This is a genomic window from Paenibacillus lautus NBRC 15380, assembly GCF_004000945.1.
GTDB lineage: Bacteria > Bacillota > Bacilli > Paenibacillales > Paenibacillaceae > Paenibacillus_AQ > Paenibacillus_AQ lautus.
In genome coordinates this window covers 13,845-31,952 of sequence record NZ_BIMF01000037.1, presented here as the reverse complement: position 1 = coordinate 31,952, position 18,108 = coordinate 13,845, and the positions used below count along the sequence as shown (strand labels likewise).

Sequence of the window (18,108 nt, the reverse complement as noted above, 5' to 3'; positions counted from 1 at the left end):
GAACAACCATAAAGACCGTTATCGAGTGATCGATAGCGGTCTTTTCCTATATTCAAAAACAAGTATTTACGAATTCGAGACTATCCCATACCGGGTTGGGTGATACTAAACGACAGCGATTCATTGAACCCCAGGATAATGCCTTAAGGACTTAGCATTTTGGCAGACCAGGCTTAAACGTGGGTGAGTCTCCATTTAATAGAAGAAACCAGGTTCGTTTGTCCATTCCAAAGAGACAGGATAACGCGCTGGATGGATACTTGCGAACTTCGGGCAAGGGGCGAATTTCAATCCTTGACAGCCTATGGGCCCTTTGCTAAGATGGCAATAATATATTTCTGAAAATACTTGAAAATGCCGTCCGGTCCAGCTCTGACAGTAGTTGTAGTCCGCAGGAAGACGACAAAAAGGAGGAATAACCCAGGTGTGGGAAGATAAGTTTAGCAAGGAAGGCTTCACTTTTGACGATGTATTGTTGGTTCCTAGAAAATCCGAGGTACTTCCAAAAGAAGTGGATGTTAGCACCAAATTGAGCGAGCATGTGAAATTGAACATCCCGCTCATCAGTGCAGGAATGGACACCGTAACGGAAGCTCCTTTGGCAATTGCCATTGCTAGAGAAGGCGGAATCGGCATTATTCATAAAAATATGACGGTTGAACAACAGGCAGAAGAGGTAGATCGGGTTAAACGTTCGGAAAGTGGTGTTATTACGAATCCGTTCTCGCTCCATGCTGATCATCTTGTATCCGATGCAGAGAAACTCATGGGTAAGTTCCGGATTTCCGGCGTACCGATCGTAGATGAGAACAATAAGCTGATCGGGATTTTGACGAATCGTGATCTTCGTTTTGTTCATGATTACAATACGGTCATCAGTGAAGTGATGACCAGCGAGAATCTGGTGACAGCTCCGGTCGGTACGACCCTTCAGGATGCCGAAATGATCTTGCAGAAGCATAAGATTGAGAAACTGCCTTTGGTAGACGATGATAATGTCCTTAAAGGACTTATCACCATTAAAGACATTGAGAAAGCAATTCAGTTCCCTAGAGCAGCGAAGGACGCTCAGGGCCGCCTGCTTGTAGGTGCAGCCATCGGAATCTCCAAGGATACCTTCGAAAGAGCAGAGGCGCTTGTGAAAGCTGGCGTTGACGTTATTACCGTTGACTCTGCTCACGGTCATCACATCAATATCATTGATTCCGTTCGCAAACTGCGCGAAGTGTATCCGGATCTGACGATTATCGCTGGTAACGTGGCTACAGGCGAGGGCACACGAGAACTTATCGAAGCTGGTGCATCCGTCGTTAAAGTCGGAATCGGCCCAGGATCGATCTGTACCACCCGCGTCATTGCCGGGATTGGCGTACCGCAAATCACAGCGATATATGACTGTGCAACGGTTGCTAAAGAATACGGCGTTCCAATTATCGCAGATGGCGGTATCAAATACTCCGGGGAAATTACGAAAGCTATCGCGGCAGGCGCAAGTGCCGTTATGCTGGGCAGCATGTTTGCCGGTACGGAGGAGAGCCCAGGCGAAGCTGAGATCTATCAAGGACGCCGTTTCAAGGCTTACCGCGGTATGGGTTCCCTTGCAGCTATGAAACAAGGCAGTAAAGACCGTTATTTCCAAGATGACGATAAGAAACTGGTTCCGGAAGGCATCGAGGGTCGTGTTGCTTACAAAGGGCCTTTGGCAGATACCATCCATCAGCTGATCGGTGGATTGCGCTCCGGCATGGGCTATTGCGGTACGCAAAACCTGGAGGAACTGCGGAATGACACCCAGTTTATCCGTATCTCTGGTGCAGGACTCCGCGAGAGCCATCCGCATGATATTCAAATTACCAAAGAAGCACCTAACTATTCCTTGTAATTCACACTAAAGAACAAGGATGAACAATATATGTCATTTATTTCCTGGACAAGCTGGATGATAATTCATCCAGCTTGTCTTTTTTTGATACCCCCCCTATGATAGAATAGAACAAGTTAATGACTTATTGAGAATTAGAGGGGAGTAATTCCATTGATAGACAAGTCTGTAAAGAAGAATAAGCGGCAACGATTTCAAAGAACGCTGGCATCCTTGATGCTGTTTAATATACTGTGTTTCTCTGCTGCGCCTGCGGTTTCACTTGCGGCACCTAATATGCTGGCAACAGCGGATACAACGAAAGCCACAGAGGACAAAGCGACAACCAATGCTGAGAAACCGGATAAAGTGCCATCGATTGATCAGCTGAATTTGGAAGTAAGTTCTGCCGTACTGATCGAGCCGTCTACAGGACAAGTATTGTTATCTATTAATGCGGATGAAGCATTGCCACCGGCTAGCATGACAAAGATGATGACGGAATACATCGTTGCAGAAAAAGTAAAGCAAGGCGAATTAGCATGGGATGACGTGGTTACTGTAAAAGAGAACGCATCAAAAACCGTGGGATCTCGGATATTTTTGGCTGAGGGAGACCAACATACAGTGGAAGAGCTCTACATAGCCATGGCTGTCGGTTCTGCTAATGATGCGACAGTAGCATTGGCTGAGCATGTGGCAGGTTCCGAGGCGGAATTCGTTACCATGATGAACGATACGGCGAAGAAGATGGGGCTGAAGACAGCGTTCTTCATCAACTCTACAGGTCTTAGCCGTGCCGATATGCCAGAGAAGTATCGTCCTGCGGAGGATAAAGAAACGGTAATGTCGGCAATGGATACCGCTTTACTTGCCAAATATATCGTTGAGGATCATCCGGATTTTGCGAGATTCACAGCTATTCAATCCCACAAGTTCCGGCCGCGTGACACGAATCCGATTATCAACTACAACTGGATGCTTGAGGCGAATAAGAGTATTACGAATTTCAAGGCTTATGCTTATGAAGGTTTAGATGGATTAAAAACAGGTCATACCAATGCAGCCAAATATTGTTTTGCCGGTACTGCTGAACGTGACGGCATGCGTTTGATTAGCGTTGTAATGGGTACGAAATCTGAAGGTGCCCGTTTTAAAGAGACCAAAAAAGTTCTTGATTACGGCTTTGACAACTTCGAAGTGAAGGAAGTCCAAGCTGCCGGTGCAACCGTGCAAGGCTTTGAAACCGTCGAAGTGAAGAAGGGCAAAGGCAAAGAAGCTGCGCTCGTAACGGATAAAGCTCTTACTTTTGTTGTACCGAAAGGTTCAAGCGGCAAGAATATTACCTTTGAAGCCAAACTGGACTCCTCCAGCATGACAGCTCCTGTCGCTAAGGATACGAAGGTGGGCACGGTAACCTACACATATAAAATAGAAGGCATGAAGGAAGCCCAGACCGAAACGGTGAATCTAATCACTGCGGAGGAAGTTGAGAAGGCAGGCTGGTTCAGTTTGTTCCTGCGGGCAATTGGAGACTTTTTCGCCGATTTATTTGATTCTATCAAAAATCTTTTCTAACAGCGGATAAATTCCGAGTAATTGGGTTGTGTATTTGATTTTGATGCGGTAAAATATCAAGTTAGATTCATTGCAAGCATGCACCTATACGGGTACAGACCATATCGCCAGGGAATGCTGTTATGGCGATGAGATACAACATATAATCGGGAGGCTAGGGGACATGGAAACAGGAACATCAACTGTAAAAAGAGGTATGGCGGAAATGCAAAAAGGCGGCGTCATTATGGACGTCATGAATGCGGAACAAGCGAAAATCGCTGAAGCTGCCGGTGCTACGGCAGTTATGGCGCTGGAGCGCGTTCCTTCCGATATTCGCGCTGCTGGGGGAGTAGCACGTATGGCTGATCCAACCATCGTTGAGGAAGTCATGAAAGTTGTATCCATTCCAGTTATGGCCAAGGCTCGTATCGGTCATTATGTCGAGGCGAAAGTGCTTGAATCGCTCGGCGTGGATTATCTCGATGAGAGTGAAGTGCTGACGCCGGCGGATGAAGTGTTCCATATCGACAAGTGGGATTTCACCGTACCGTTCGTATGTGGCGCAAAAGACATTGGCGAAGCGCTGCGTCGTATCGGCGAAGGTGCATCCATGATCCGCACGAAGGGTGAGCCGGGAACGGGCAACATCGTGGAAGCTGTTCGCCACATGCGTTTGATTAACAGCCAAATCCGCAAAGTTCGCAACATGTCGAAGGACGAGCTGTATGCCGAAGCGAAAAACCTCGGTGTTTCCTATGACCTCCTGAAGGGCGTTCATGAGACAGGCAAGCTGCCTGTCGTTAACTTTGCAGCTGGCGGTGTGGCAACACCTGCTGATGCGGCATTGATGATGCATCTGGGCGCTGACGGCGTCTTTGTTGGATCCGGCATTTTCAAATCGGACAACCCTGAGAAGTTCGCTCGTGCGATTGTTGAAGCAACGACGCATTATGATGATTATAAATTGATTGCTGAAGTATCCAAGAACCTGGGTGCTCCGATGAAAGGCATCGAGATATCCAAGCTTAGTCCCGCTGAGCGCATGCAGGATCGCGGCTGGTAAGAGAGAAGGGGTAACATGAAGGTCGGCGTACTGGCACTTCAGGGTGCCGTTGCAGAGCATATTCGAAGCATTACGCTTGCTGGTGCCGAGGGGGTGCCGATTAAGAAGGTTGAGCAGTTGGACAGCATTGACGGCTTGATTATCCCTGGCGGCGAGAGCACCACCATCGGCAAGCTGATGCGGAAGTATGATTTTATGGATGCGATTCGTCAGTTCTCGGCCCAGGGCAAACCGATATTCGGAACATGCGCCGGACTGATCGTGCTGGCAGAGCGAATTCAAGGCGACGAAGAGGCTCATCTGAAGCTGATGGACATCACGGTGGCGCGGAACGCATTTGGACGTCAGCGTGAAAGCTTCGAGACCGATTTGCATGTAAAAGGAATCGAAGAAACGGTACGGGCTGTCTTCATCCGTGCGCCGCTCATTCTGGAAGTGGGTGCGGGCGTTGAGGTCCTGTCCACTTATAAGGATGAGATTGTTACAGCCAGACAGGGGCATCTGCTCGCAGCTTCCTATCATCCGGAGCTGACGGACGATTATCGACTTCATCAATATTTTGTGGAGATGGTTCGATCCCAGTCTACGGCACCACAGATGTAATAGTTACAGCAGAAGACATCTTGACTCTTTGGCAGTATGTGGGAGTCAAGTTGTCTTTTTCGCTGAAATGCAATAAGATGTATCGTATGTAATAACGTATAATGCAGCCTTGTCCCAAGGCTTTTTATCAACATATAGGGCAGCTGCTTCGATATACTTGATGGATGTTTTACTTTAGGAGGGTTTCCCGTGTTAGACGTAAAAATATTGCGCAGCGAGTACAGTCGTGTAGAAGAAGCGCTGAAGAATCGAGGCAAATCGCTCGATCTGATTGCGGATTTTCCTAAGCTTGACGCCCGGCGCCGGGAATTGCTGCAGGAAAGCGAAAGTTTGAAGAATCGCCGCAACACCGTGTCGGCTGAAGTAGCCAAACTGAAGAAGAATCGTGAGAATGCAGATGATCTGATTCTGGAAATGCGCCAAGTGTCAGACCAGATTAAAGCGATGGATGAGGAAGTTCGTGAGCTGGAAGCCAGCATATCCGAGCTTACTTTGGCGATTCCGAATATCCCTCATGAGAGTGTGCCGGTAGGCGCCTCGGAGGAGGAGAACGTGGAAATCCGCCGCTGGGCGGAGCCGAAAGCTTTCGATTTCGAGCCTAAGGCCCACTGGGAGCTTGCTCAGAACCTGAGTATTTTGGATTTTGAAGCAGGTGCGAAGGTAACGGGTTCACGGTTTACGTTCTACAAAGGTTTGGGTGCTCGCCTTGAGCGTGCCTTGATCAGTTTCATGATGGATCTGCACAGCGACAAACACGGCTATGAGGAAATGCTGCCTCCATATATCGTCAACCGGGACAGTTTGTACGGAACAGGACAGCTGCCTAAATTCGAAGAGGATTTATTCAAAATTAGCGATACCGACTACTACCTGATCCCAACCGCTGAGGTTCCTGTAACGAACTACCATCGCGAGGAAATCTTGAATAGTGAGGATCTGCCTAAATATTACGTGGCGTACAGCTCCTGTTTCCGTTCGGAAGCCGGCGCGGCAGGCCGCGACACACGGGGACTTATTCGTCAGCATCAGTTCAACAAGGTTGAGATGGTGAAGATTGTACATCCGGAAACATCGTTTGATGAGCTTGAGAAGATGACGGCGGATGCGGAGCGAGTGCTCCAGCTGCTGAATCTTCCTTATCGCGTCATGGCTCTTTGTACCGGGGATATGGGCTTTGGATCCATGAAGACTTATGATCTGGAAGTTTGGCTTCCAGAGAGCGGCGTATATCGTGAAATCTCCTCATGTTCGAATATCGGGGACTTCCAGGCTCGCCGTGCAAACATTCGCTTCCGTCCGGAACCGAAGAGCAAGCCCGAATTTGTCCACACCCTGAATGGTTCCGGGCTCGCGGTAGGGCGTACCGTCGCTGCCATTCTGGAAAACTATCAACAGGCTGACGGATCCGTCGTTATTCCTGAAGTACTTCGCCCGTACATGGGGAACGTTAGTATCATCGAACAGAAAAAATAAGTTGATAAAACAGTTTGTCTTGTGGTATAATGATTTTTGCACGTGATTCATTTTGCATGGATCATTACCACGTGGAGAGGTACCGAAGCGGTCATAACGGGGCGGTCTTGAAAACCGTTAGGGTGCAAGCCCACATGGGTTCGAATCCCATCCTCTCCGCCATACATAATCAAACCCAAACCGTTTCCTTAGGGAAACGGTTTTTTTATTGCTCCTTTTATATAAGAGGAATCATAGCATGTTCTTCCCTTCAATAGGTTCTCTGCTTTATGGAGGCTGCTGTATAAAACATCCCCTGTTATCGCAATTTATAGAGAAGGGGAGGTGTGAACATGAACTCAGAACTGAATGTGGATCAGTCGACGCTGGTCAATGCCTGGCAGGAAAGACTGCCCATCATATTAAAGCCGGGAGATCGCGCAGAAGTGGCTGCAGACGAAGGGGATCCGAATGCCATCCGCATTCATATTGATGCAGCAGGCCGCCAGGAGTATTCATTTGATTTTCAATGCACGTATGTGGATTCGCGGGAAGTGAAGGTCGATCTGGTCGATGTAGAGCGTGGGGGCGCGACGACCGATGAGCGTAATGAGAACATTCAGGGCATGGTGGGCGATTATACGCGCCATATCCATGAGTGTGCCCAAACGCTGCAGCAAATCACGCACCACTAGTTCCATGAATGGGTGAGACAGTTTCCATACTGTCTCTTCATGATATGGACATCAAAGGCAGGATAGCGTAGACATCGTTTGATCCATGAAATGGAGGGCTATCAGATGAGCAAACCAAAAGCGATTCCGGTACCGGAAGCACAAGAGCAGCCGAAGCAGCGCAAGGACCATGACCGTGGTGGCCAGGAGCCGCTGTCAGGCTCGCACAGAGCGAAGATCCGTAAGCAGGATGGACATTTCAATCCGGAGGGCTAGAAGCCTGTAGGAGCAAATACTGAGAGGCTAGAAAGCAAGAATCGAGGGAACTTCCTGTAATACGACAGGAAGTTCTTTTTTTCGTTATGAAACCTTTTGCGTCCAACTTGCGTATTAGTGTTCAAGTGTAATATTTTGGGGCCCCACCCTATTCGCATGTTAAGAAGTTTGAAATTAAGATGGATGGAAAAAGAAAGGAAATAAATTTTCAGCAAATATTCCAGAAAGTGTTTCTCATTTTGATTAAATGGTTTATGATTAGAAGGTCTGTTATTTTTTTGATTGTTAGAGGGGAGAGAAATTTTAATGAACAAGAAGTTTGCAGCTATTATGCTGACACTGTTGCTCACAGTGACAGTTGTATTATCCGGCTGCGCCAAAAAAGAAGAGCCTAAGGCAGCAATGACCAATGCTGCTACGAACGCCATGAAGATGACATCCTACGAAATGAAGAGTAAATTTGTCATTGAAGACCTTCAAGTTAACATACCTGCAGTTGAAGGCGATCCAAGTGTAACTCAAGCGATGACCATGCTGAAGAATGCTGAGGTTACGCTGGATGGTATCTACCAAGCTGAGCCAATGCAAACCGAAATGAACATGGGTATCAATCTGAAGGGTGACATGGCGATGTCCTTCAACATTGATATGGTCATGACGAAAGAGAAAATCTACATTAAAGTTCCAAGCATTCCAATGCTGCCATTCCCAGAGGACGTTGTTGGCAAGTTCCTCATGATGGACATGAAAGAGCTTGCTGAGCAATCCGGTGAAACGTTTAGCCCAGAAAGCCTGGATACCGAGAAGTCCCAGAAATTCGTGAACGAGATCCTTGAAGCTTTGCTGAGCGAATATGATCAAGCGAAATACTTCAAAGAGATCAATGTTAAAGATGCTGGCCTTCCAGAAGGCGTGGATGCAAAACAAGTGGTTCAATTCTTTGTAACCAATGATAACCTGAATGAAGCATTGGATATTATGGTAAACAAGGTTGCACCTAAGGTTGTTGACATTGCAGCTAAAGACGAGTACCGCGAGTTGCTGGGTCTGACCCAGGAAGATATCGACGCTGCCAAAGCTGAAGTATCCAACGTTAACCAAGACGAATTCAAAGCGGGCTTGGAAGAGATGCAAAAATATCTGAAGATCAACACATTCAACATCAACACGGCTATTGATAAAAAGGATTTCCCTGCTTATCAGGATGTTGTATTGAACGTTGATTTCAATGATCCAGAAACCAAGGAGAACGTGAAGTTGGCTGTGAAGGGTAGCACCCAATACAACAACATCAACGCAAAACAAGAGTTCAAAATCGGTATTCCAAAAGAAGCTGATGTCATCACGATGGAGCAATTTGAGGAATCCATGAGCCAAATGGGCACTTATTAATATTATCTCATCACAGACACCAAAACCCGGCCGTCATGGCCGGGTTTTTTTACGTTTCTATACATATTACTCTATATAAGGATCATATTTTCCCGCGCAAACGTCGGAAGAACTGGGTGAGTAGGGATGCGCATTCTTCCTGCAGCACGCCCTCAACCACGTTAGTCCGGTGATTAAAACGCGGCTCTTGAAGCAAATTCATCAGTGTGCCGGCACAACCGGCTTTGGGATCGCCAGTCCCATAGATCAGCTGTGGGACCCGGGATTGGACGATAGCTCCTGCGCACATGGGACAGGGCTCCAGCGTCACGTACAACCGGCAGTCGAGCAGCCGCCAAGCTCCAAGATGTTTGCTTGCCTCACGGATCGCTACCATCTCGGCATGGGCCGTACCATCAAAAGTCGTTTCACGCAAATTGTAACCACGGCCAATAATCTCATCACCCCGCACGATGACAGCGCCGATAGGAACTTCACCGAGCTCTTCGGCTTTCCGTGCTTCCGCGATGGCTTCTCTCATCCAGCGTTCATGATTATCGTTATCCACAGCCAGTGGGTCTATTGAATTTGATATCAAACTAAAGTCTCCTTTCACAGCCCGTTAAAACCCTGTATTTATACCCAATGTTCAACGAACATTTATTCGTTTGTTAACATGTTGTGGACAGAATTGTGGATAACTAAAATATTATACACAAAGTTATGCACATTATCCCCAGATAAGTTGTGTATTTGTGCGCAATCTGTGGATACGTTGTTTGTTTTACCGGGAATGGCCTCTTATATTGTAAGGATTCCCGATTTCAATAGCAATGCGATTGTGGAAAAAAGCATATAGACATCAAGCCGCTTGTCTTTTCAAACGTTCGTGATCAAGGTATCATGAGGGTATTAGATTCGCAAGTCGTCTATGTGACAGCAGAAAGGTGAAGATGCCACTTGTCGATTAAGACGAAATTATCGATGATCATGTCCATATCGGTATTATTTATTCTTCTGCTCAACATTACGCTGAACTATTACACGACCCAGGAAAATTTGCAGCAGGATAGTGAAACCAAAATGGTGATGGCCGCTACGCAGATTGCCATCACGGTCCAGCAAACCGGCTTTAGTTCTGCATATGTGGATAACATATTCGGTGATATGCTGAAGGTGGCCGCGGTCAATGCGGCAAAAACTTTGGATCCGGATATTAACAATATAACCAATCAGCAATTGGTGGAATTGAGTAAGGAGATCGGCGTCACCCACATTTCGCTATTGGTCCGGACGAATGATGATATCGTTGTTGCCCGGTCCTCTTCTCAAGATGAAATCGGCCTCTCAACAAAGAACTGGGGGTACTGGCATACGGCTTTTCAAGAATTGTTCCAATATGGTAAAGTCGTATCCGTTTCCGAGGGTCAGCGCGCCGATCATTTTTGGTCAGGACCCTTTGAGTTCTCCACATCCAATCCGGAATTCATTGATAAATGGGGATACTATTACGATAGCAAGCGCAATTATATCATTGATCCCTACATAAGGAATTCGAATATCAAGGACTTTGTGAAGATAACAAGCCCGGATACGGTTGTGAAGGAAACGTTGAAGTCGAATCCACGAATATTGGAAGTAACAGGCATCAACCCTGAAACGTTTGGCAATGAATATATGAGAGAAGATGGAACGGATGACGTTCACCACAAGCTTCGCAATCGCCCCATTACATTCGGCACCTACGACTATGGAAGCCTGGACCAAGATGCGGAAGCTGTGAAGAGGGCTGTTTCTACCAGCGATAATGTGGTGTTTGTCAGTACCATCAATAATAAGAAGGTGCTAAAAAGCTTCATCCCCATCGTATCTGAAAATAAACCGACCAGTGTCATCAGTGTTGTCATGGATTATGAAGCCATCTCCTCCGTAATGAGGGAGCAGATGATCAGTCTTGTGGCCATCTCATTGGTTTTATTGGAAATCGTGATATTCGGCAGTTATATTGTTGCGGGGTATTTTACCAAGCCGATTCAGGCCATCCTGGGGACTGTAAACGATGTCTCGGATGGTCACTTTGATCGAAGGCTGGAGGTCAGCAGCCGGGACGAGCTGGGGCAGCCAGCAGGTCGAATCAATGCGATGACACGTAATCTGGGTAACTATACGAGCCAGTTGAAGCAAATGGTCGATGAGAATCAATCCGTTAAGGAATATCTGGAGTCGGTCATTAATCAGACAGCCGATGCCATTCATACAACCGATACCTATGAACGGGTTATTAGTGTGAATAAAGCGTTTGAGCAATTGTATGGTTGGAAGGCGCACGAAGTGGTTGGACGGAAGCTTGCACTTGTGCCTCCGGCCAAAGAGGAAGAAGAAAAGGAACGCATCCGCCGCCTCCGGGCCGGTGAACGGCTTCCTCCGGTGGAGACGGTCCGTCTTCGCAAAGATGGAAGCACGATCGAGGTCAGTATCAGCACCTCGCTGGTGCACGATGAGAACGGTGAGGTTACTTCCATGATTAGCGTGTCTCGGGATGTGACGGAACGCAATCGGATCGAGGAGCTGCTGCGTCGTTCGGAGAAGCTCAATACCGTTGGCCAGTTGGCTGCCGGCGTTGCTCATGAGATCCGGAATCCGCTTACGACGCTCCGTGGATTTCTGCAGCTTCAGCAGCAGACCCACAAAGTTAATCCGGACCATATTGATCTTATGCTGTCGGAGCTGGATCGAATTAACCTCATTGTCAGTGAATTTCTGATATTAGCGAAGCCGCAGGCGATTCATTTCCAAGAGAGGGATGTCCGAGTCATCATGGGAGATGTCATTTCATTCCTTGACAGCCAAGCCCATTTGTACGGTATCGAATTCAAATTGAAATTTACTGATGAACCAACGTACGTACACTGTGAGGAGAACCAGCTCAAGCAGGTGTTTATCAATTTGCTCAAGAATGCGATTGAAGCGATGCCGGATGGCGGCAGTATCTGGATTGAGCTTTCAAGGCCGAAGGGCGAATGGGTACAAATCGATATTCGGGATGAAGGTCAAGGCATTCCGGAAGATCTGATGCCGCATCTTGGCGAGCCTTTTATTACGAATAAGGAGACGGGCACCGGGCTGGGATTGATGGTAAGCCAGCGTATTATTCAGGGCCACCGGGGGATGATGGAAATCGAGAGTAAAGTGGGAGTAGGAACCAAGGTGAGTATGGTTCTGCCTGCGGTTCAGCGGAATGCAATTGAGGGATAAGCAAGAAGTAGTTACAGATAAGGGGATGGCATCTTGAGAATCAATAAATTTATCAGTGAAACGGGATATTGCTCACGTCGTGAAGCGGACAAGCTGGTGGAGAGCGGGAAGGTTACCATTAATGGCGTGGTGGCAGTCCTGGGAAGCCAGGCAGAGGAAGGCGACGATGTCCGTATCCAGGGAAAGCCGCTTCAGGATAAGAAGAAGCATGTATACATTGCTCTTAATAAGCCGGTCGGGATTACAAGCACCACCGAACCGCATATTAAGGGCAATATTGTAGACTTCGTAGGTCATAACGAGCGTATTTTTCCTATAGGACGATTGGATAAGGACTCCGAGGGACTGATTTTGCTGACGAATGATGGAGATATCGTCAATAAGATCCTTCGCTCCGAGGGGAAACATGAGAAAGAATATATTGTGACCGTGGATCGCCCGGTAACGGAATCCTTCCTTAGCGGGATGTCCAGCGGCGTAAAGATTTTAGGTGAAATGACACTGCCCTGTGAGGTCACTCGAATGTCCGAGCGTGTATTCCGAATCATTCTGACGGAGGGGAAAAATCGTCAAATCCGCAGAATGTGCAGCGCTTTTGGTTACGAGGTCCGGAAGTTACAGCGAATTCGGATTATGAATATCCGTCTTGGCAGTCAACGTATCGGCTCATGGCGCGATCTTAACGAGAAGGAGAAGGAAGAGCTTGGTCGGCTGCTGAACTACAGGCTCGAGTAGCAGGCTGGAATACTCCTATTCCCTTAAACAAAAACAACCGATGGGATCTGGAGACCAGATGCATCGGTTGTTTATTGTGTGTTATAGTCTGTAGGGACCGTTCCCTTTTGAGTTATTCATTCACGCTTGTAAAGGTCGCGCTATCCTGGTATTTACGTATAATGGATACCTCGACTCTGCGGTTCTTCGCTCGTCCAGCAGCGGTATTGTTATCGGCAATCGGATGGTATTCACCATAACCGATCGGCATGAACCGTTTAGGGTCCAGCTCCGAGTTGGTGAGCAAAATCTTCATGAACTGCAAGGCTCGATCCGAGCTTAAATCCCAGTTCGATGGATATCGGCTGTTCGAGATTGGCACATTATCCGTATGACCGGATACAATGATTTCATAGTCCGGGAACTTGTGAAGCATTTGCGAGATGGCCTTCGCCAGTTTACGGGCCTCCGGCTTCACAACGGCTTCACCGGAAGGGAACAGGGCGTTATCCCGTATTGTAATGACAAGCTGGGAGTGGTTCAACTTGGTGCTGAGCTCCGAGGTTAAACCGTTATTTTTAATATAATTATCGAGCTGCTTCTTCAGCTTCTCCAGATCCTGTTGCTCCTGACGCATCAGTTCTGCACGTCGTTGGTCAGGTGTTGTTGCGGGAACGGAAGGTGATGTCGCTTTATGATCCTTAATATTAGGCGGATCATCGCTGGATTCCGTTTTGCTGTAATCCAACACCCCGGTTCCGCCGGTAAGAGCAACGCTGAAGGCTTCGCTCATTTCTTGAAATTTGCGTGCATCCGTCGCGCTCATGGCGTACAGCACCAGGAACAGGGCCAGAAGCAAGGTCAGTAGGTCTGCGTAAGGAAGAAGCCAGGATTCGTCGGCATGCTCCTCATGCGGCTCGTGTCTAGTCTTTTTGCTCACTAGCACCAGCCTCCCTCTCGCTGAGCTCAGCCCGTTCGGACGGTGTCAGGAACACGGAGAGCTTTTGATTGATTGCAATGGTGGATACACCGGATTGAATGGACAGCAAGCCTTCTACCATCATCAGGCGGATTTCAACCTCACGTTTGGATAGACGCTTGAGTTTATTCGCAATCGGGTGACAGATGACATAACCGGTGAAGATACCGAGCAGGGTAGCAATAAATGCAGCCCCGATGGCATGGGCGAGTTCGCCCATATCTTCCATGTGGGATAGTGCAGCGATCAAACCGATAACGGCTCCAAGTACCCCGAGGGAAGGTGCATACATACCAGCCTGGGAGAAGATCAATGAGCCGGAACGATGGCGCTCTTCGGTGGCATTAATATCTTCCATCAATACATCACGTACGAATTCCTGATCGTTGCCGTCGATGATCATGCGCATCCCATTACGCAGGAAGCTGTCATCAATCTCATCGACTTTGGTTTCCAGAGCCAGCAGTCCTTCACGGCGTGTGATCGAAGCCCATTCCATAAACAGCTTGATCATATCCGTTTTGTCCATCAGATTCTGCTTCACGAAGGTCATCTTGACCAGCTTCGGAATCTTTTTCAGCTCGACTAGCGGAAACCCGATGAATAAAGTTGCTGCCGTACCGCCAAGAATGATTAGATAGGCTGCCGGATTATACAAAGCGAGAAGGGAGGCACCTTTCAGAACCATGCCCACCAGTACCGCGACGATACCGATGATTAAGCCTATAATTGTTGAAATTTCCATACCACACCTCATCCGTGAGAAATAAAATAACGAATCCATTCGTCAGAACGGCTCTCATGGAGAACCGGGCCCCTTATGTGGGGCGTTATCCTATTTATCGTCAGGTCGGGCTTTTTTTTTTAGTTGTAATTTCCGGTATAATGGAAGGAAGGGAAACGAAGCTAAGTACGGCAAGGAAAGGAGTGATTGAGATGGGCGTTAAGCACGGAAGGGATTACGGCGAAATTCTGACAGAACTGACCGAAGCGGTCGGGCGAATTTCCGACAGCTATGTCTTTTTTGAAATGGAAGCTGAGGATTGGGGCAATTTGGGTGAAGCCGAGAGAAATGAGGTTCATGAGGCGCTGGCAGAGGATTTGTTTTATGCGCTGGGCACAGAGCCGGTGATTAACGTCGGCAGCGGCGTGGTCATGCATGATCAGACGAACCATCGAATACATATTTTGATCGGTGAAGAAGAGTTGGCCTTTGTGGCTCTTGTGTAATCACTCCAGTTATCAACGGATACAGGGCAGAATAGAATAGATGACAGAAAGCCCATATTACGTGTCAGTCGGCTTTAAGATAGGTTTTTTTCGGGGAGGAAGATAAAAGATGCTTTATACGCAGCAAGAAGTAGAGGCTCATCTGGAAAAGCTTGAGGGTTGGGAATTTGAACAAGGGAGATGGATCGTACGGAAGTATACCTTCTCCTCCTTCATGAAGGGAATCGCTTTTGTTGATGAAGTGGCAGCTATTTCGGAAGCTTTCGGACATCACCCCTACATCACCATAGATTATAAAGTCGTTACACTTCGTCTCACTTCTTGGGACGACGGTGGCATTACGGCTGTGGATATTAAGGAAGCGCAGCAGTTTAACGAAGCCTATGAGAAGAGTCGTTCGAAGGATGGCAAGGCGGCACAATAGAAGGGGAAGACGGTAAGTCCCCTCGGAGGTCCCGAATATGTAAAAACACGCTTGCCCCAGGAAGAACTCCAGGTGCAAGCGTGTTTTGCGTATAAGCTGATTTATTTTTTCTCAGCAAGGTACAGCGCGATGTTTGCGATTTCGTCAGGCTTGAGTTGATCTTTAAAGGAAGGCATTCCCTTACGACCTTTGGTTACAACGTTGAAGATCGCGTCCGCATCCATGTGTCCGCCTACTTGATTCAAAGCCGGTCCAGCGCCGCCTTGAAGTTGGTCGCCGTGACAGCTAATGCAGCTTGCTTTCAGTGTGGCTTCCGCTGCGGCAGCATCGAGAGTCACTTCCGGCATGGTCGGCTTCTCTTCCTGAGCTACCTGTTCCTTACCTGGGAGCGTAAACATCAGCGCGATAGCCAACGCACATGCGACGAAGAACAATCCGCTCATGATCCATTTTTGCATCGTCATATCGTCCCTTCTATGTATACTGCACTTTTGCACTTGTCTCCATTATAAACCAACATCCATAGACAGCATAGCCAGTTGTGACAAAAAAAGCAACTATACGGCGCAGCTTCATAAAAAGTACACAAAATTGTGCTTTTTCATATAGACAAAGATTACTATTCCTCATTTGCCGGGGGCTCATACACCATACAATGGAAAAGGGCGTTACCCGTTGGCGTAAGCCGCTCGTACGTATCGGTGATGTGAAAGCCTGCCCTTTGATAAGCGCGAATCGCGCGCTCATTCCAGGTCAACACCTCCAAGTCAATTTCGTCGGCAGGGCGCCTCCGCCTGGCTTCCCGGACAATCGTCTGCATAAACCGTTTACCCATTCCGCGCCCGCACCAATCAGGCCGCATGCCAAGTCCGATTCGTGTAACCTCATGCATCGGAAACAGTTGGGCAAATCCCCAAAGGGTCTCCCGTTCATCCAGAATCGAGATGTACTGCCTCTGGCGAATGTCCGGATCGCCAAACTCCACCTCAAGCCCTTTCATCTGCTCCCAGGGAAGAAAGCCATAGATATTATAGGGAGGAGGATAGGTCCAGGCGCATATTTCTTCCGCGTGCTCTTCACGCATGATTACAGTGTGAAATGAAATCGGTGTTGCATCCATTTGCAAAATCCTCCTATCGTATGCATGAATGATAACCATTTTACTTAATATTCAAGTCGCATCAAAAAGCCCGTCAAAGAGAGGTAAGGGCTCCTTTAACGGGCAAGCAGTATGTATAGGGATGATTAGCCTCTATAACTTAGGATGTTTCACCGGTTGACTCTTCATACTTATCATTGCTCATAATACGCTTCGCACCCACGTATCGCTGATCATAGTACTCCTCTGAAAGGCGGTTAATTACCACACCGCGGTTGGAGGAGGCATGGGCGAATTTGTCATCGCCGACATAAATGCCGACGTGGGAGATGCCCTGGCCCGATGTGTTGAAAAACACTAAATCGCCAGCGCGCAGCTCCTTACGGGATACACTTGTCCCCATGTCGAATTGAGAGCCGGATTGATGCGGGAGCTTCAGACCGAGTTTAGCATATACATACATGGTGAAGCCGGAACAGTCAAATCCGCTCGTGGTCGTGCCGCCGTAGCTGTATTTTGTACCTAGCACCTTATCGATTTCCTGATCCAGCGCACGATCCGCAAACACGCTGCCAACGCCCAAAGTGAACAACAGCGTGATACTTAGGGCTGCTGTCGATAATGTTTTCTTCAGCATGGAAAGCTCCTTTTTCGTTTGCCGCGAGGCATAGCAATCTATGATTAAAGCACTTACATTAATGACAAAGTTGTTACTGCGTCCATTCTATCAGACAGCAAGCGAGATTGGCAATTATTTCTTGGTGAATTTCGCTATTTTTCAATAGCATTAGCTGTCGAAGCATCAGATAAAATCAATATTTTTCCAAAATGGGTGTTTAATGAAGGGAGAGAAGGGTATATAAAGGGTAGAAGATGTGAAGACATGGCGAAGTGAAGTGAACTTGTAGAATAAATTTCATTTTTTTTTCGAAAAGCGGGAACTTTTTCGTTGTCCTGAACGTTATAAAGGTATAGACAGAATAAACAAAAGAAAAAAGCCGCTGGATGAGATCGGCACAATCTCATAAGCCCAGGGCTTTCTTGTAAGAGTAAATCAATAAAGTTCCAACATTAATTGTAGTTCACAGCTACAGATTTGTACGTATTCTGACTCATAATTCTCTTAGCGCCTACATATCGGTTGGCATAATAGCTCTGGCTTAGCGGACTGATAATGACACCACGCGAAGATGAGGAATGAGCGAATTTGCCGCTCCCAACATAAATACCCACATGAGATACACCTCTACCGGATGTGTTGAAGAACACGAGATCGCCAGCTTTCAGGTTGCTCTTGGATACTGCCGTACCTACTTTGTATTGAGCTGCAGATGTACGCGGCAGGCTTAGGCCAAGCTTCTTGTAAACATAGCTGGTGAATCCGGAGCAGTCAAAACCATTCGTTGTGGTTCCGCCTGTTTTATAAGAGACACCAATGGCTGGTTTGATTGCAGTATTTAATTTGGAATCGGCGAAAGCGCTTCCGGTCCCTAATGTGAGTGCGAGTGCGAGGCCTAGAGAAACAGCCGTTAACTTCTTTTTCAAAA

At 47.5% G+C, this 18,108-nt stretch carries 19 protein-coding genes and 1 tRNA gene; 13 read left to right on the top strand and 7 right to left on the bottom strand.

The genetic code is table 11. The annotated features are described in order from the left end of the window. The first annotated feature begins 424 nt into the window (after positions 1–424). The 9 genes from guaB to PLA01S_RS30600 all read left to right on the top strand — a co-directional run bounded on the left by guaB (position 425) and on the right by PLA01S_RS30600 (position 8,881). Positions 425–1,882 carry an IMP dehydrogenase gene (guaB, locus tag PLA01S_RS30640; protein WP_127596251.1) on the top strand — a complete coding sequence of 486 codons (1,458 nt, stop codon included), beginning with the start codon at positions 425–427 and terminating at the stop codon, positions 1,880–1,882. A gap of 153 nt (positions 1,883–2,035) precedes the next feature. Beyond that, positions 2,036–3,439, top strand: a complete 1,404-nt coding sequence (locus PLA01S_RS30635) for a D-alanyl-D-alanine carboxypeptidase family protein (RefSeq protein WP_127596248.1) — start codon at positions 2,036–2,038, stop codon at positions 3,437–3,439. 163 nt (positions 3,440–3,602) lie between these two features. After that, entirely contained in the window at positions 3,603–4,484 is an 882-nt protein-coding gene (gene pdxS / locus PLA01S_RS30630) for a pyridoxal 5'-phosphate synthase lyase subunit PdxS (protein ID WP_009595550.1), read from the top strand. A 15-nt stretch (positions 4,485–4,499) separates the two neighbouring features. Continuing rightward, on the top strand, positions 4,500–5,087 hold the full coding sequence (pdxT, locus tag PLA01S_RS30625; protein ID WP_127596245.1) for a pyridoxal 5'-phosphate synthase glutaminase subunit PdxT: 588 nt from the start codon (positions 4,500–4,502) through the stop codon (positions 5,085–5,087). Positions 5,088–5,276: 189 nt separating this feature from the next. Further along, on the top strand, positions 5,277–6,560 hold the full coding sequence (serS, locus tag PLA01S_RS30620; protein WP_127596242.1) for a serine--tRNA ligase: 1,284 nt from the start codon (positions 5,277–5,279) through the stop codon (positions 6,558–6,560). 73 nt (positions 6,561–6,633) lie between these two features. Beyond that, positions 6,634–6,722, top strand: a tRNA-Ser gene (locus PLA01S_RS30615). A 170-nt stretch (positions 6,723–6,892) separates the two neighbouring features. Next, entirely contained in the window at positions 6,893–7,234 is a 342-nt protein-coding gene (locus PLA01S_RS30610) for a hypothetical protein (RefSeq protein ID WP_100541620.1), read from the top strand. A 105-nt stretch (positions 7,235–7,339) separates the two neighbouring features. Next, on the top strand, positions 7,340–7,489 hold the full coding sequence (locus tag PLA01S_RS30605) for a small acid-soluble spore protein P (protein WP_098741251.1): 150 nt from the start codon (positions 7,340–7,342) through the stop codon (positions 7,487–7,489). Between the two features lie 306 nt (positions 7,490–7,795). Continuing rightward, entirely contained in the window at positions 7,796–8,881 is a 1,086-nt protein-coding gene (locus PLA01S_RS30600) for a hypothetical protein (protein ID WP_127596239.1), read from the top strand. Between the two features lie 82 nt (positions 8,882–8,963). On the opposite strand, the gene tadA is transcribed toward PLA01S_RS30600, so the two are convergent. After that, the gene (gene tadA, locus PLA01S_RS30595; RefSeq protein ID WP_127596235.1) at positions 8,964–9,458 is read right to left on the bottom strand and encodes a tRNA adenosine(34) deaminase TadA; all 495 of its coding nucleotides are present in this window, start codon (positions 9,456–9,458) and stop codon (positions 8,964–8,966) included. A gap of 362 nt (positions 9,459–9,820) precedes the next feature. Between tadA and PLA01S_RS30590 the strand changes: the two genes are divergently transcribed. Together PLA01S_RS30590 and rluF are read left to right on the top strand one after the other, a co-directional pair. Then, positions 9,821–12,115, top strand: coding sequence for an ATP-binding protein (locus PLA01S_RS30590; RefSeq protein ID WP_127596232.1), 2,295 nt, complete (start codon positions 9,821–9,823; stop codon positions 12,113–12,115). A gap of 33 nt (positions 12,116–12,148) precedes the next feature. Continuing rightward, entirely contained in the window at positions 12,149–12,850 is a 702-nt protein-coding gene (gene rluF, locus PLA01S_RS30585; protein ID WP_127596229.1) for a 23S rRNA pseudouridine(2604) synthase RluF, read from the top strand. Between the two features lie 112 nt (positions 12,851–12,962). On the opposite strand, the gene motB is transcribed toward rluF, so the two are convergent. Further along, positions 12,963–13,769 (bottom strand): flagellar motor protein MotB, encoded by an 807-nt coding sequence (gene motB, locus PLA01S_RS30580; protein WP_071221115.1) that lies wholly within the window; start codon positions 13,767–13,769, stop codon positions 12,963–12,965. Then, complete coding sequence (gene motA, locus PLA01S_RS30575) at positions 13,753–14,553, bottom strand: flagellar motor stator protein MotA (protein WP_127596226.1); 801 nt, start codon at positions 14,551–14,553, stop codon at positions 13,753–13,755. The genes motB and motA overlap by 17 nt, the downstream gene beginning before the upstream one ends. Before the next feature lie 191 nt (positions 14,554–14,744). Between motA and PLA01S_RS30570 the strand changes: the two genes are divergently transcribed. Both PLA01S_RS30570 and PLA01S_RS30565 read left to right on the top strand, forming a co-directional pair. Then, on the top strand, positions 14,745–15,038 hold the full coding sequence (locus PLA01S_RS30570) for a hypothetical protein (RefSeq protein ID WP_127596223.1): 294 nt from the start codon (positions 14,745–14,747) through the stop codon (positions 15,036–15,038). Positions 15,039–15,147: 109 nt separating this feature from the next. Beyond that, the gene (locus PLA01S_RS30565; protein ID WP_098741259.1) at positions 15,148–15,462 is read left to right on the top strand and encodes a 4a-hydroxytetrahydrobiopterin dehydratase; all 315 of its coding nucleotides are present in this window, start codon (positions 15,148–15,150) and stop codon (positions 15,460–15,462) included. 101 nt (positions 15,463–15,563) lie between these two features. Here the strand turns inward: PLA01S_RS30565 and PLA01S_RS30560 are convergent, their stop codons facing one another. The 4 genes from PLA01S_RS30560 to PLA01S_RS30545 all read right to left on the bottom strand — a co-directional run bounded on the left by PLA01S_RS30560 (position 15,564) and on the right by PLA01S_RS30545 (position 18,106). After that, on the bottom strand, positions 15,564–15,920 hold the full coding sequence (locus PLA01S_RS30560) for a c-type cytochrome (protein ID WP_096777305.1): 357 nt from the start codon (positions 15,918–15,920) through the stop codon (positions 15,564–15,566). A gap of 161 nt (positions 15,921–16,081) precedes the next feature. Continuing rightward, complete coding sequence (locus tag PLA01S_RS30555) at positions 16,082–16,582, bottom strand: GNAT family N-acetyltransferase (protein WP_127596220.1); 501 nt, start codon at positions 16,580–16,582, stop codon at positions 16,082–16,084. A gap of 139 nt (positions 16,583–16,721) precedes the next feature. Then, on the bottom strand, positions 16,722–17,195 hold the full coding sequence (locus PLA01S_RS30550; RefSeq protein ID WP_127596254.1) for a C40 family peptidase: 474 nt from the start codon (positions 17,193–17,195) through the stop codon (positions 16,722–16,724). A gap of 437 nt (positions 17,196–17,632) precedes the next feature. After that, positions 17,633–18,106, bottom strand: a complete 474-nt coding sequence (locus PLA01S_RS30545; RefSeq protein ID WP_100541613.1) for a C40 family peptidase — start codon at positions 18,104–18,106, stop codon at positions 17,633–17,635. Positions 18,107–18,108 lie beyond the last annotated feature (2 nt).